This is a genomic window from Chloroflexus sp. (genome assembly GCF_034431535.1).
Classification (GTDB): Bacteria; Chloroflexota; Chloroflexia; order Chloroflexales; family Chloroflexaceae; genus Chloroflexus.
On sequence record NZ_DAOUDC010000050.1, the window covers coordinates 39,362 to 53,062 of the forward strand.

At 60.9% G+C, this 13,701-nt stretch carries 11 protein-coding genes; 6 read left to right on the forward strand and 5 right to left on the reverse strand.

Annotated elements, in window-relative coordinates:
- The first annotated feature begins 67 nt into the window (after window positions 1-67).
- The 5 genes from U9R61_RS12355 to U9R61_RS12375 all read left to right on the forward strand — a co-directional run bounded on the left by U9R61_RS12355 (window position 68) and on the right by U9R61_RS12375 (window position 9,245).
- A complete protein-coding gene (locus tag U9R61_RS12355; RefSeq protein ID WP_322489122.1) occupies window positions 68-2,506 on the forward strand; it encodes a DUF3536 domain-containing protein in 2,439 nt (812 codons plus the stop codon).
- Window positions 2,503-5,460 (forward strand): malto-oligosyltrehalose synthase, encoded by a 2,958-nt coding sequence (locus U9R61_RS12360; protein WP_322489123.1) that lies wholly within the window; start codon window positions 2,503-2,505, stop codon window positions 5,458-5,460. Before U9R61_RS12355 ends, U9R61_RS12360 begins: the two co-directional genes overlap by 4 nt.
- Before the next feature lie 187 nt (window positions 5,461-5,647).
- Window positions 5,648-6,676, forward strand: a complete 1,029-nt coding sequence (locus tag U9R61_RS12365) for a thiamine pyrophosphate-dependent dehydrogenase E1 component subunit alpha (protein WP_322489124.1) — start codon at window positions 5,648-5,650, stop codon at window positions 6,674-6,676.
- Window positions 6,677-6,871: 195 nt separating this feature from the next.
- Complete coding sequence (locus U9R61_RS12370) at window positions 6,872-7,855, forward strand: alpha-ketoacid dehydrogenase subunit beta (RefSeq protein ID WP_322489125.1); 984 nt, start codon at window positions 6,872-6,874, stop codon at window positions 7,853-7,855.
- A gap of 76 nt (window positions 7,856-7,931) precedes the next feature.
- Window positions 7,932-9,245, forward strand: a complete 1,314-nt coding sequence (locus tag U9R61_RS12375; RefSeq protein ID WP_322489126.1) for a dihydrolipoamide acetyltransferase family protein — start codon at window positions 7,932-7,934, stop codon at window positions 9,243-9,245.
- A gap of 180 nt (window positions 9,246-9,425) precedes the next feature.
- Here the strand turns inward: U9R61_RS12375 and U9R61_RS12380 are convergent, their stop codons facing one another.
- Window positions 9,426-9,716, reverse strand: a complete 291-nt coding sequence (locus tag U9R61_RS12380; protein ID WP_322489127.1) for a nucleotidyltransferase family protein — start codon at window positions 9,714-9,716, stop codon at window positions 9,426-9,428.
- Between the two features lie 289 nt (window positions 9,717-10,005).
- On the opposite strand from U9R61_RS12380, the gene U9R61_RS12385 reads away from it, so the two are divergent.
- Window positions 10,006-10,425 (forward strand): hypothetical protein, encoded by a 420-nt coding sequence (locus U9R61_RS12385; protein ID WP_322489128.1) that lies wholly within the window; start codon window positions 10,006-10,008, stop codon window positions 10,423-10,425.
- Between the two features lie 380 nt (window positions 10,426-10,805).
- On the opposite strand, the gene fabZ is transcribed toward U9R61_RS12385, so the two are convergent.
- From fabZ to U9R61_RS12405, 4 genes are read right to left on the reverse strand one after another with little or no spacing between them, the layout of a single operon-like run.
- Window positions 10,806-11,228: a 3-hydroxyacyl-ACP dehydratase FabZ gene (fabZ, locus tag U9R61_RS12390; protein ID WP_298401487.1), complete on the reverse strand. Its 423-nt coding sequence runs from the start codon at window positions 11,226-11,228 to the stop codon at window positions 10,806-10,808.
- A gap of 30 nt (window positions 11,229-11,258) precedes the next feature.
- Window positions 11,259-12,020 (reverse strand): class I SAM-dependent methyltransferase, encoded by a 762-nt coding sequence (locus tag U9R61_RS12395; protein WP_322489129.1) that lies wholly within the window; start codon window positions 12,018-12,020, stop codon window positions 11,259-11,261.
- A gap of 30 nt (window positions 12,021-12,050) precedes the next feature.
- On the reverse strand, window positions 12,051-12,545 hold the full coding sequence (locus U9R61_RS12400; RefSeq protein WP_322489130.1) for a hypothetical protein: 495 nt from the start codon (window positions 12,543-12,545) through the stop codon (window positions 12,051-12,053).
- Between the two features lie 14 nt (window positions 12,546-12,559).
- Window positions 12,560-13,618: a sortase gene (locus U9R61_RS12405; RefSeq protein WP_322489131.1), complete on the reverse strand. Its 1,059-nt coding sequence runs from the start codon at window positions 13,616-13,618 to the stop codon at window positions 12,560-12,562.
- Between the last annotated feature and the right edge of the window lie 83 nt (window positions 13,619-13,701).

Below are 13,701 nucleotides of genomic sequence, written 5' to 3' on the forward strand. Positions count from 1 at the left end.
TATACAACTGCGTGTGAAAGCGTCTTTGCGCCAACACACACGAAGCTGAAACAATGGAGTATCTACTATGGCCGAGCGGCTGATCTGCATTCACGGCCACTTCTACCAGCCGCCACGGGAAAACCCGTGGCTTGAGGCGGTTGAACAGCAAGACTCGGCGTACCCCTATCACGACTGGAACGAGCGGATCACTGCCGAATGCTACGAGGAAAATGCCGCCTCGCGCATTCTCGACAGCCAAAACCAGATTGTCCGCATCGTCAATAACTACAGCCGGATCAGCTTCAACTTCGGGCCAACTCTCTTGACGTGGCTGGCCGCGCAGGCGCCGCAGGTCTACCAAGCCATTCTCCGCGCCGATCAAGAGAGCCAGCGCTATTTCGGCGCCGGTTCGGCGATGGCGCAGTGCTACAACCACATGATTATGCCGCTGGCCTCGCGGCGCGATAAGGTGACGCAGGTGGTGTGGAGCATCCGTGACTTTATCTACCGGTTTGGTCGCGAGCCGGAAGGGATGTGGTTGCCGGAAACGGCGGTTGACCTCGAAACGCTCGATATCATGGCCGAACAAGGCATTCGCTTTACTATCTTGGCCCCGACCCAAGCTAGCCATGTGCGCCGGATCGGCGAGATGATCTGGCACGACGTCAGCGGCGGGCGGATCGATCCGACCCAGCCGTATCTGGTGAAGCTGGCGAGCGGGCGGGCGATCACGGTCTTTTTCTACGATGGGCCGGTGTCGCGGGCCGTTGCCTTCGAGCGCTTGCTCAGCAGCGGGGTCGGCTTTGCCAACCGGTTGGTCAGCATCTTCAACGACCAGCGTCCGTGGCCGCAACTGGCCCACATCGCTACCGACGGCGAGACGTATGGTCACCACCACCGCCATGGCGATATGGCGCTGGCCTACGCTCTCCACTACATCGAAGAGACAGGCTTGGCCAAGCTGACCAATTATGCCTCGTACCTGCAACGCTACCGCCCCACCCACGAAGTGCAGATCATCGAACGCACGGCGTGGAGTTGTGCGCACGGCGTGGGGCGCTGGTCAACCGACTGCGGCTGCAATACCGGCGGCAATCCGGGTTGGAATCAGGCATGGCGCGCACCGCTGCGCGCTGCGCTCGACTGGCTGCGCGACACGATCGCCCCCCGCTTCGAGGGCTATGCCCGCCGGTTGCTGATCGATCCATGGGCAGCGCGCGATGACTACATCAACGTCATTCTTGACCGTTCGCCAGAGAATGTCGCCGCCTTTATTGGCCGGCATGGCCGGGGCCGGCTTGATGAAGGCCAGCGGATTGCAGTGCTGAAGTTGATGGAGTTGCAGCGCCATTTGATGCTGATGTACACTTCGTGCGGTTGGTTTTTCGATGATCTGAGCGGGATCGAAACCATACAAGTGATGATGTACGCCGGGCGGGCGCTCCAACTGGCTCACGAGCTGTTTGGAGAAGACTTTGAGCCGGAATTCCTCGACCGGCTGGCGCAGGCGCGCAGCAATCTGCTGTCGCGCGGCAACGGGCGTGATCTCTACGAGCGCCACGTGCGCCCGGCAATGGTCGATCTGCGCAAAGTGGGTGCGCACTACGCGATGACCTCGCTTTTCAACGGCACTGGCGAGCGCGAGCAGATCTGTGCCTACACCGTCGAGCGCGAAGATTACCATCTGCTCTTGGCGGGTAAGGCTCGCTTGGCGCTGGGTCGAATTCGCATCGAGTCGAATGTCACCGGCGAAGCGACCCGACTCAGCTTCGGTGTTCTCCATCTCGGCGATCACAACATTTCCGGCGGGGTGCGTGAATATCAGAGCGAGCAAGCCTACCAGCAACTGATCGAAGCGCTAAGTGAACTCTTCTTGCGGGCCGATATCCTCGGCGTCATTCGCTTGGTTGACCGCAATTTCGGCCAAGAGCAGTATTCGCTCAAACTGCTGTTCGGCGACGAGCAGCGCCAGATCCTCAACCGCATCCTCACCTCAAGTTTGGCTGAAGCTGAAGCGGCCTACCGGCAGATTTACGAAAACTATGCCCCGCTGATGAGCTTTCTGGCCAGTATGGGCATGCCAGTGCCGCGCGAATTTCAGATCGCCGCTGAGTTTGCCATCAATACCGAACTGCGCCGTTTGTTTGAAGCCGACCCGCTCGATTTCGACCGCATCAACAGTCTGCTGCGCGAAGCGCAACGCTCTGGCGTCATCCTCGATGCCGAGGGCTTAAGTTATGCCCTCTCGCGCACCATCCGGCGCATCAGCGAGACCTTCCAGCTCACGCCTGAAGATCGGGCGTTGCTGGCACACCTCGACGCAGCCATCGGTTTGGCGCGCAATCTGCCGTTTGAGGTTGATGTCTGGCATGCCCAAAATGTCTACTATGAGTTGTTGCAGTCTGTTTATCCGCAGATGAAGGCGGAAGCCGAGGCGGGGTACGCCGATGCCCATGCGTGGGTGCGGCTGTTCCGCGCGCTCGGCGCGAAACTGCGCTTTCGTCTGCCGCCGGGAGAACCATGATTGATGTAGAACCGCGCATTCCACGCGCCACCTACCGTTTGCAACTGAACGCCGATCTGACCTTCACCGATGTCGCTAAGCTGGTTCCCTACTTTGCCGACCTTGGCATAAGCGACCTGTATTTCTCGCCGATTCTGACCCCGCGCGCCGGTAGCCGGCACGGCTACGACATTACCGACCACTCGCAACTCAACCCTGAATTAGGCGGGGCCGAGGGCTTCACCCAGCTCGCCGAGGCGCTGCGCGCCCATCACCTCGGCTTGATCCTTGATGTGGTGCCCAACCACATGGGCATCGGCGATTTGCGCAACTACTGGTGGCGCGATGTGCTCGAAAACGGGCCGAGTTCGGTGTTTGCCCCCTACTTCGACATCGACTGGGATCCGGTGCCGCCTGAATTGCACGGCAAGGTGCTGTTGCCGGTGTTAGGCGATCAGTATGGCGTGATTCTCGAACGGGGCGAGTTACATCTGTACTACGATGACGATGGCGGGTTTAGCTTGGGCTACTGGGAGCACCGCTTCCCACTTAATCCGCGCAGTTATGCCGATATTTTGGCCCACCGGTTCGACGATCTGTTAGGTGAACTGGGGCCGGATCATCCCGACGCGATTGAGTTGCAGAGCATCATTACCGCGATTGGCTACCTGCCGGCGCGCCACGAGACGGCGCCTGAGCGGGTGATCGAGCGCAATCGCGAAAAGGAGGTAATCAAGCGCCGGATCGCGACGCTGGCGGCGGCCAGCGAACCGGTGCGCCAGATGATCGCGCAGGCGCTGGCCGATTACAACGGCGATCCCGCCGATCCGAAAAGTTTTGACTTACTTGATGCTTTGATCGCTCGCCAATCGTACCGGCTGGCGTTCTGGCGGGTAGCGACCGAAGAGATCAACTATCGCCGCTTTTTCGACATCAACGATCTGGCCGCCATCCGGGTTGAGCTGCCGGAGGTGTTGCAAGCGACCCACGATCTGATCTTGCGCTTGTTGGCGGAGGGGATTGCCACCGGCGCCCGTATCGATCACCCTGATGGTTTGTGGCAGCCGGCAGCCTACTTCCGCCAATTGCAAGAGAGCTACCTGCGCTATGCGGCGGCGGTGCGCTTTGGCGGCAGCGCCCCCGCCGATCTCGATGAGCAGATTTGCGAGCGGTTGGCGCAGGCCGAGCGTGGCGAACGGTTGTGGCCGCTCTATGTGGTGGCCGAGAAGATTCTCAGCCACGGCGAACCGTTGCCCGTCGATTGGGCGGTGGCCGGCACCACCGGTTACGATTTCCTCAACCAGAGCGGCGGCGTCTTGATCGACCGCAGCAGCCAGCGCGCGCTCAACCGGCTGTACAGCCAGTTTGCCGGGCCGCAACCCACCTTCGCCAATCTGGTCAACAGCAAAAAGAAAGAGATTATGCTGGTCGCGCTGGCCAGCGAAGTCAATACCCTCAGCCATCTGCTCGACCGGCTGGCCGAACGCACCCGCCGCTATCGCGACTTTACCCTTAACAGCTTGACCTTCGCTATTCGTGAAGTGATCGCCGGTATGCCGGTCTATCGGACCTACATCAGCACCGATGGCGTGGTCAGCGAGCGCGACGAGCAGGCGATCCGGGCAGCGGTGCGCGAGGCGAAACGGCGCAACCCGCGCACGGCGGCGCAGATCTTCGACTTTATCGAAGAGACGTTGCGCTTGCGCAATCTCGACCACTTTGCGCCAGAAGTGCGCAATGACGTGGTGCGGTTTGTGATGAAATTCCAGCAACTGAGCGGGCCGATAATGGCGAAGGGGGTGGAAGACACGGCCTTCTACGTCTACAACCGGCTGATCGCGCTCAATGAGGTGGGCGGCCACCCCGAACTCTTTGGCAACGACGTGGCCGAGCTGCATCAGGCGGCCCAAGAACGGCAACAGCACTGGCCGCACAGCATGGTGACGACCTCCACCCACGATACCAAACGCAGCGAAGATGTGCGGGCCTGCATCAGTGTGTTGAGCGAGCTGCCCGACGAATGGCGCAAGCATGTCGTGCAATGGAGCCGGCTGAATGCAGCGAAGCGCAGCCAGATCGAGGGCGGGATGGCACCGAGCCGCAATGACGAGTATCTGCTTTACCAGACGCTAGTTGGGGCATGGGAAGGGATGGAGCATCTGCCCCGCTTTACCGAGCGGATGGTCGCCTATATGGAAAAGGCCACTCGCGAGGCGAAGGTCAATACGAGCTGGATCAACCCCAACGCCGAGTACGATGCTGCGATGCAACGCTTCGTCACCGGCATTCTCGACCCGCGCCGTTCGCGCCGGTTTCTTGAGAGCCTTGATGCGTTCGCCAAGCGGATCGCGTTTTTCGGTCGTTTCAACAGCTTGACCCAAACCCTCGTGCGTTTGGCGACGCCGGGAGTGCCTGATCTGTATCAGGGATGCGAACTGTGGGATTTGAGTCTGGTTGATCCCGACAACCGGCGACCGGTTGATTTCCAGCGCCGGATGGCGCTGCTGGCCGAATTGCGTGTGCAGCGGGCCGAACGCGGGGCTCAGGCGTTGGCGGAAGCATTGCTGGTTACCGCTGCCGATGGCCGGATCAAGCTCTACACCATCGCCACCGCGCTGGCATTCCGGCGCGAGCGGCCCGATCTTTTTCACGCCGGCGCCTACCTGCCGCTCACCGCGAGCGGGCCAGCAGGTGAGCATGTGATTGCTTTCGCCCGCCGCCATCCAACTGCCGGTGAAGTGATTGCGGTCGCTCCCCGGCTGACGGCCCGGCTCAGCGGCGGCAGGGAAACGCCGCCGGTTGGTGAACTGTGGGGCGAAACGTGGCTGCCGCTGCCTGCCGTGGCGCCGGGGACGTGCTATCGCAATCTGTTTACCGATGAGTGCCTGACCGTCGCCGATCATCCGGTGGGGCCGGGACTGGCGCTGGCCGATATCTTGCGGCGCTGGCCGGTGGCACTGGCGGTACGGGAATAACGGCTGAGACTATCCGCAAACCGGCATTTTCGGCTATACTATTCATGATAGCCTGAACACACGATCGCCGTCGATGGGGACGGAACGTAAGCGTTTACGAGCGTGCGCCTGCGTTGTCGCGCCCCGCTACGGCGAACCGTGGCGGGAATTTGGTATTGGCGCGTAAATCAAGAGGGAGGTAGTATCGATGACCGTCTCGACCAACGAAGTCAGCGCCAGTCCGGGATTTGGGCACGATCTGCCGCCGCATACGTTGCGTGACATGCTGCGGTATATGATGTTAGCGCGAGCGCTCGATGAGCGAATGTGGGTGCTCAACCGGGCCGGCAAAGCGCCATTTGTGATTAGTTGCCAAGGCCACGAAGCGGCGCAGGTGGGGGCGGCGTTTGCGCTGAGTCGCGGGAAGGACTTTGTGCTGCCTTACTATCGCGGCTTGGCGACGGTGCTGGTGATGGGGATGACCCCGACCGAAGTGATGCTTGGTCTCTTTGCCCGCGCCACCGATCCGAGTTCGGGAGGCCGGCAGATGCCGGCTCACTACGGCTGCCGCCGCTTGAAAATTGTGACCCAATCGTCGCCGGTGGGGACGCAGATTGCGCACGCGGCGGGGATTGGTCTGGCCGAAAAAATTAAAGGCGGCGATGCGGTAGCGTGGGTATCCTTCGGCGAGGGCACCACCAGCCAAGGCGACTTTCACGAAGCACTCAATCTGGCAGCCGTTCACCGGCTGCCGGTCATTTTCCAGTGCGAAAATAACGAGTACGCGATTAGCGTCCACCAACGCCAGCAGATGGCGGTGGCCAGCGTGGCCGACCGCGGGCCGGCCTATGGCATTCCCGGCATCAGCGTGGATGGAACCGATGTGCTGGCCGTCTACGAAGTCACCCGCCGCGCTGTCGAGCGCGCGCGCCGCGGTGATGGCCCCACGCTGATCGAGGCCCGCGTGGTGCGGATGACGGCCCACTCGAGCGACGACAACGACCGCACCTATCGCCCACCGCACGAGATCGCGTTGGTGCGCCACCAAGACCCCATTGTGCGTTTTGTCGCCCACCTGCGCGAGCACGGTATCTTGAGCGAAGCTGAAGAGCAGGAGATGCGCGCTGAAGTGGCGGCGATCGTTGATCGGGCCACCGAAGAGGCCGAACGCGCGCCGATGCCCGAACCCGAAACACTGTATGACCATGTGTATGCGCCAGTGCGGCCACGCCGTTAACGCAGAGATGCAGAGGGGACAAAGGCGCAGAGGATGGTACACGCAGAGACGCAAAGGACGATGACACGCAAAGGCGCAGAGACGCAAAGGGATGGTGGGGGATGGTGCAAGTGCGCTTGAGGCGACCATCCAAAAAACCTTAGCGAACTTCGCGTGCTTAGCGGCTTGGCGTTAAACATATTCATGGAGAATGGTATGCCCGAGATGAACCTGCTCGAAGCGATCCGGCGGGGCCTCGACGAGGCGATGGCTGCCGATGCGCGGGTCTTTATTTTTGGGGAAGATGTTGGTAAGCGCGGCGGCGTCTTCCGCGTCACCGAGGGCTTATACGACAAATATGGCCCGATGCGCGTGATCGACTCGCCGCTGGCCGAGAGCGTGATCGTCGGCGCGTGCATTGGCGCGGCGATGAACGATACGCTGCCGATCGCCGAAATCCAATTCGCCGACTTCATTGCGCCCGCCTTTAACCAGATCGTGCAAGAGGCGGCCCGAATTCACTACCGCTCGAACGGCGATTGGGAGGTGCCGCTGGTCATCCGAGTACCTTACGGCGGCGGCATTCACGGCGCGCTCTACCACAGCCAGAGTGTGGAAGCCTTCTTTGCCCACGTGCCCGGCCTCAAGGTGGTGACGCCATCAACCCCCTATGACGCCAAAGGCTTGCTCAAGAGCGCGATCGAAGATCCGAACCCGGTGCTGTTCCTCGAACACAAAAAGACCTACCGCCTGATCAAAGGCTTCGTGCCCGAAGAGGACTACCGCGTGCCGATTGGCCCCGCCGACATCAAGCGGCCCGGCGAGGATATGTCGGTCTTTGCCTATGGCCTGATGCTGCACTACTGCCTCGAAGCGGCGCAGGCGCTCGCCGCCGAAGGGGTGAGCGTCGAGGTGGTCGACCTGCGCACACTGCGCCCGCTCGACACCGAGACGATTCTCGCCAGCGTGCGCCGCACCGGCAAGGCGCTGATCGTCCACGAAGACAATCTGTTTGGCGGGTTTGGCGGCGAAGTGGCGGCGATTATCGCCGAACACGCCTTCGAGTATCTCGACGGGCCGGTGATGCGGGTCGGCGGGCCCGATGTGCCGGCAATGCCGTTTGCCCATTCGCTCGAAGCGGCCTTTATGCCCTCACCGGATTCAATTGCCGCCGCTATGCGCCGGTTGGCCGCATATTGAAAGGCGGGTCATCTCGTAGGGACACAGCGCCGCTATGTCCTACGTTCAACGCGCAACGTACTAGCAGGTGAGATCCATGATCGACATCAAGATGCCCCAATTGGGCGAGAGCGTCACCGAAGGCACTGTCGGGCGCTGGCTCAAGCGGCCCGGCGAACCGGTGAAGAAATACGAGCCGTTATTGGAAGTGGTGACTGATAAAGTTGATACGGAGGTGCCGGCCCCCGAAGCCGGCATCCTCCACGAGATACTAGTACCCGAAGGCGAGACGGTGCGGGTCGGCACGGTGGTTGCCCGGCTTGCCCCGGCTGGGGAGGCGATAGCGGCACCGGCCCCGGCAGCCAGCCCGGTGGTAGCGACTGTTGCCGCGCCGGCAGTGGCCGCAGCTACCGCCACAACAACGACTGCGCCGCCGCCGGCCACCGATGGCCGCAATGCTTACCTCTCGCCGGTAGTGGCCCGGTTGTTAGCCGAACACAACCTCGACCCGGCCCAAATCCGCGGCAGCGGGCAAGGCGGGCGAATCACGAAACAAGATGTGCTGCGCTTCCTTGCCGAACGCGAGCGGCAACCGGCTGCGCCGGCTCCGGCAGTTGCGCCCGCGCCGAGCGTCGCCCCCGCCCCGGCGGTCGCCGCCACGCCGAGCGTCGCCCCCGCCCCGGCGGTCGAGCCGGCCCCAGCGCCGATCGAGATTCCTGCCGACGCTGAACTAGTGCCGTTGACGCCCATGCGGCGCAGCATCGCCGAGCACATGGCCCGTTCGGTGCGCACATCGCCGCACGTGACCACGGTGATGGAGGTCGATCTGAGCCGGGTTCTCGCGCACCGCGCCACCCATCAAGAAGCATTTAACCGGCAAGGGGTGCGTTTGACCCTCACCCCCTACTTCGTGATGGCGACCGTCGCTGGCCTGCAAGCGGCGCCGGTCTTCAACGGCAGCTTCACCGAGCAAGGCATCGTGATGCACCGCCGGATCAACATCGGTGTAGCGGTGGCGCTCAACGAAGGCTTGCTGGTGCCGGTCATTCCCGACGCCGACGAGAAGAATCTGCTCGGTCTGGCCCGCGCCGTCAACGATCTCGCCGAGCGGGCGCGTACCAAACGGCTGCGGCCCGAAGAGACCTACGGCGGCACGTTTACCATCACCAACCACGGCGTCACCGGCAGCCTATTTGCCACGCCGATCATCAACCAGCCCCAAGCCGGCATTCTCGGCATCGGCGCAGTGGTCAAGCGTCCGGTCGTCATCACCCAAAACGGGCTTGACGCCATCGCCATTCGCCCGCTCTGCTACCTCTCCTTCACCTTCGACCACCGGATCGCCGACGGCGCCACCGCCGATCGCTTCCTTGCCACGGTTAAGCAGCGGCTTGAACAGTGGGAGGGGTGAAAATACTGTTGGCTTGAAATAGGTTGGAAGTGAAGGAAATGAATTGGGAAAGCAGCGAGCTAGGTCATTTGTTCAGATGTTGCTTCGGTGGCAAGGAATGTTCTGAGCAAGTGACCTAGCTCGCTTAGCTAGTGCGATGAGATGGCCTATTTGCGCTGCGACAGCGCTGGACCGGATTTCTCATAATGCTCTTGCCTCGTGAAGCACACGATCGCGCATGCGCAGCTTGAGACCAGACTCGGTAACAATATCAACTGGAAGTTTCAACAATAGTTCAAGATCATACTGGAGGCCGCCAAGGTCAAACGGTGTTCTTTCTTCCTCTCGATCAACGATAAAATCAATATCACTCTGCTCATCGGCATCACCACGGGCAACCGAGCCAAAGATTCGCACATTTCGCGTCCCATACCGAGCGTAGATCGCTAACATCTCTGCTCGTTGTTCTTTGAGCAGTTGCGAACCCGTCATACCCTTGCTCCGGTTGCGTTCCTTGCTATCGTTAGCGCCGAAACCGGGGTTTACCTTTTGGATGCGTATTGTGGTACTTACGTGCTAGTATACGAAAAATTGCTAGCCACGTCGATAGGCGAGGTTTTAGCCCTAAGAAATGTTAGCGCTGTTCTACGTTGTCATTTCACACCTCGCTAGCACTCTTACCCATACCGGGCCGGTCTGGCCGGCTTAGCCTGCGCTTAACAATCATCGCCTACAACGGGCGTTGCTGAGGTTTTCCTTCACCACTGATAAGGGCAGGCCAATGGAACAATGGCGTAACCCGGCGACGGCGCGCATAGCCGGCCACATCGCGACTGGCGCTTTTGCCCTCGCGATGGAGGGGCAGCTTTTGTTGATCATCGGCGTGATCCCGGTCTCGTGGGCATGGGGCGGCACCCAGAAAACGCTCAATCCGACGGTACAGATCGGCGGGGTGGCAGCAATTGCCATTCTAGCCCCATCGGCCTACGCCATCTGGCGGCATGCCGGGCTTGACGGCGCGGGCCGTCCGAGGAAAGGGCTGGTAATTGTGGCGTGGCTGATAACCGCTTACCTGTTCCTGAATACTCTAGCCAATCTCGCTTCGCCAAGCCTCGGCGAAAAACTGTTGTTTGGGCCGGTAGCGCTGGTCACGGCGCTGTCGTGCTTGGTGGTGGCGTGGTCAAAGCCGGTTGAGCAGTAGCTTGTACCGCGGAGGAAGTCGAGGATGAATCGCATTTGCGCCCCTTCGCGTCCTCTGCGTCTTTGCGTGTAAACGCTTTGCGCCTTAGCCTTAACCCCCTCACCTTGTGCTGAAGCGGGGGATTGCTTCGGGCGCTCCGCGCCCTCGCAATGACAACCGGCCACGCGCCCTCGCAAGCTCTGTGGGGAGCGGAGGTACGCTCCTCTCCTGTCTGTGCGCACCGCACTCCGCTTGGCGTAGCCACGAGTGCGGGATTGTGCCTCCACTCCCCTTCCCATTCCAGTGGACAGTGAAAGGGAACTTACGCCTGTCACCAAAAGGGCGGACAGAGGAGTATAGATTACACACCCTTCACGTATCGGGCCACGGCGCGCCATGGCCTACTGGAGCGCAAAGAGCAATTCGGCTTCGCACGCCAGTTGATCGGCGACGGTGGCGCGGGCCTGACCCTTGCCGATCCCGCGCCGCATCCGTTCGAGCTGCACTTCCAGCCGCAGGGTATCGCCGGGGCGCACCACCCGCTTAAAGCGCGCGCCGTCAATCCCAGCAAAGAGCACCAGCTTGCCGGCGTTTTCGGGCAGGCTCAGCGCCGCTACTGCGCCAGTTTGGGCCAACGCCTCTAGGATCAACACGCCGGGCATAATCGGGTTGCCCGGGAAATGGCCCTGAAAGTAGGGTTCATTCGCCGAGACCAACTTCTCTCCTACCGCGCGCACCCCCGGTTCCAACTCGACAATCCGATCAACCAACAGAAACGGATAGCGGTGCGGAATCAGGGCCATAATCTCTTGGATCGACAGCATACGAGCGTGCTCCTTCAGTAACAACGTCGCTTAACGGCGCGGCGCAGCCACCGCAATCAAACGCGGGCTCGCCGAGGTGTACGGTTCCAAATCGTAATTGCCATAGATAGCGCGGAGGGTAAAGCCAGCCCGCGCCAGCAGATGTTCTAGCTCAAAGCGGTAGAGCCAGCGCATGGTAAACTGCATCGTGCGCCGGGTCAATACGCCATCAGCCGCCGTTTCGTCGTAAATGAAGGTAACGTGACTGATCTGCTCGGCGGCATCGCTCTCGATCACGACAAATTTCTGCACATAGCGGCCATCGAGTTCGTAGCTGCGTTCAAGCTGCATCCGGCCATCTTCACGGGTAATGGCCAGCGGATCGGGATTAAACAGATCGATGATCAGCGTTCCTTTGCGGGTGAGCGACCGGCGCACCGCTGCCAGCGCCGCTAGCTGATCTTCGATCGTGGTTAAGTGCATAAACGAATTAACTGCTACAAACGCTAATGGAAAATGATTTTCCGGCAAGACCACGCCGCGTACATCGGCTTCGATCAGCGTCACCCGGTCGGCCAAGCCTTCGGCGGCAAGCCGTTCGCTGGCCAGCGCCAGCATCGCTGGCGAAAGATCAACGCCGGTGAGACGATAACCGGCGCTGGCCAACGGCACCAGCACCCGCCCCGTCCCACACATCAATTCGAGGATCGGATCGCCAGTGCGGCGCGCCCACTCGCGGTAAAAGGGCACATCATCGTGAAAATGACGAAAATCGGCATCGTAGTAACGCGCAAAAGGATCGTACAGGTTCATGCGTTTTCTTCAGGAAAAGGAGCAGACCGGTTACGGATTGGTCAGCAAAAACAGCACTCCAAACACCAAGCCAATGAATACCACCCCGATAATCCCTATCGTCAAGATCCGCGGATCGATAATTGGCTCGAAACGGGGCGCACCGGGCAGATTGGTTGACGAAGCCGGCATACGCGGCGGTTTGGGTGGCGGCGGCGGCGTGCGAAACACTTCATCAGGGTTTGAAGACGGTAAGCGAAAAACTTCGCCCTGTGCCGATGGAACGTTAAAGGGGGCATTCCCTTCCGGCATTGACTGCCCGCCACTACCCTCGCTCGACCGGCGCAGCGCGCCAAATATACTGCTGCCAACTGAGATGACCACCATCAACACAATCAGGGCAATAAACAGTTCGGTGGTGCCGATTGGTATGCCGGTCTGTTGGGTCAGCCAACGCGCCAACGGCGGCAGAATAGACGGCCCCAGAATAAACAGTAGGAACACGAGCCAGCCGATCCAGCCCGATCCACGACGGCGTTGTTCCATAGCTCCCCCCTTTCTCACGAGCCGGCGACTGGCGCAGCGCGCACAATCAGGCGATGCGAATAGACACCAATTGGCACGCAGGTGATGAGGGTCAAGGTTTCGCTGCTGGTAGGCGCCAGCACCCACGTATCTTCCGGCAGGACGGTAACAACCTCGCGCACAATATAGCGGCGGTCGCTGCCATTCACCGTGACCAACACCTCGTCGCCAACGGCAATCGCCGGCAGTTGATTAAAGATGATGCCGCGATAGCCCACATGCCCGGCAATAACGATATTGCCGCTCGTGCTGGGATAACCGCTGATCGGCCAGTAGTGGACTGCCGTGTAGCGCGGCACATCCCACGCGCCGAACGAAAAGCCGGCGCTGACCACCTCGGTATCAACTCCGATCCGGGGCACGCGCACGCGGGTAGGGCGCACAGCAACCCACGCGGCATCGGCGGTCTTCACCGGCGCGAGTGTCCATTCCGGTGCCGGATGGGCGGCCAACCATGCCCTTCCCAAATGGCTGAGCAACACCTGATAGCGCGGCGGGTTTTGGGGATGCCACTCGAAACGGGCCCGCTCGAAATATTGTACGAGCCGGGGTTGACCGTGATCGTCAATGATCTCAAACGGCTCCGACAACGGATAACCGAAGGTGGGCAAGCCGCCGTTCCGCCACCAAAAGGTTCGGAACGCGCCACTCAGACTATGGCCGGTTTCAGGGAAGAAATCGGCATTGGCCGGCGGCGCCGGCAGCGGGGTGAAGGCAGGATGATCAGCATACGCCGCCGCGGCCCAACGTCCCAGATGCCCCACCTGCACCAATGCCAACTCGGCATGCCACTCGAAGCGGGCCCGCTCGAAATATTGCACCGGGCGGCCATCTTCGATGAACACCTCGGTCAGCGGGTAGCCAAAGATCGGCAACCCTCCCTGCCGGTCATAAAACTCGCGGAACGCATAAGCCAAGGTATGCCCTGTCTCGCGGAAGAGCACCGGCGTACCGGCGGCGGTATTGGCAGCCGCTGGCAGCGGCTCCAATCCGATCAGCAGTGCGATCAAGCAGAGGATGAGTAGTCGACGCATAGCTGCATTGTACCGTATTTCTAGTGGAACTTTAGGCTGGGCCAGCAAGCCAACCGAGTCTGGAAACCCTTTGGCGCATTGCC

Bases quoted from the DNA above. Each gene is read 5' to 3' on its own strand.
- U9R61_RS12355 (WP_322489122.1), top strand. From the start codon at position 68: ATGGCCGAGCGGCTGATCTGCATTCACGGCCACTTCTACCAGCCGCCA.
- U9R61_RS12360 (WP_322489123.1), top strand. From the start codon at position 2,503: ATGATTGATGTAGAACCGCGCATTCCACGCGCCACCTACCGTTTGCAA.
- U9R61_RS12365 (WP_322489124.1), top strand. From the start codon at position 5,648: ATGACCGTCTCGACCAACGAAGTCAGCGCCAGTCCGGGATTTGGGCAC.
- U9R61_RS12370 (WP_322489125.1), top strand. From the start codon at position 6,872: ATGCCCGAGATGAACCTGCTCGAAGCGATCCGGCGGGGCCTCGACGAG.
- U9R61_RS12375 (WP_322489126.1), top strand. From the start codon at position 7,932: ATGATCGACATCAAGATGCCCCAATTGGGCGAGAGCGTCACCGAAGGC.
- U9R61_RS12380 (WP_322489127.1), bottom strand. From the start codon at position 9,716: ATGACGGGTTCGCAACTGCTCAAAGAACAACGAGCAGAGATGTTAGCG.
- U9R61_RS12385 (WP_322489128.1), top strand. From the start codon at position 10,006: ATGGAACAATGGCGTAACCCGGCGACGGCGCGCATAGCCGGCCACATC.
- fabZ (WP_298401487.1), bottom strand. From the start codon at position 11,228: ATGCTGTCGATCCAAGAGATTATGGCCCTGATTCCGCACCGCTATCCG.
- U9R61_RS12395 (WP_322489129.1), bottom strand. From the start codon at position 12,020: ATGAACCTGTACGATCCTTTTGCGCGTTACTACGATGCCGATTTTCGT.
- U9R61_RS12400 (WP_322489130.1), bottom strand. From the start codon at position 12,545: ATGGAACAACGCCGTCGTGGATCGGGCTGGATCGGCTGGCTCGTGTTC.
- U9R61_RS12405 (WP_322489131.1), bottom strand. From the start codon at position 13,618: ATGCGTCGACTACTCATCCTCTGCTTGATCGCACTGCTGATCGGATTG.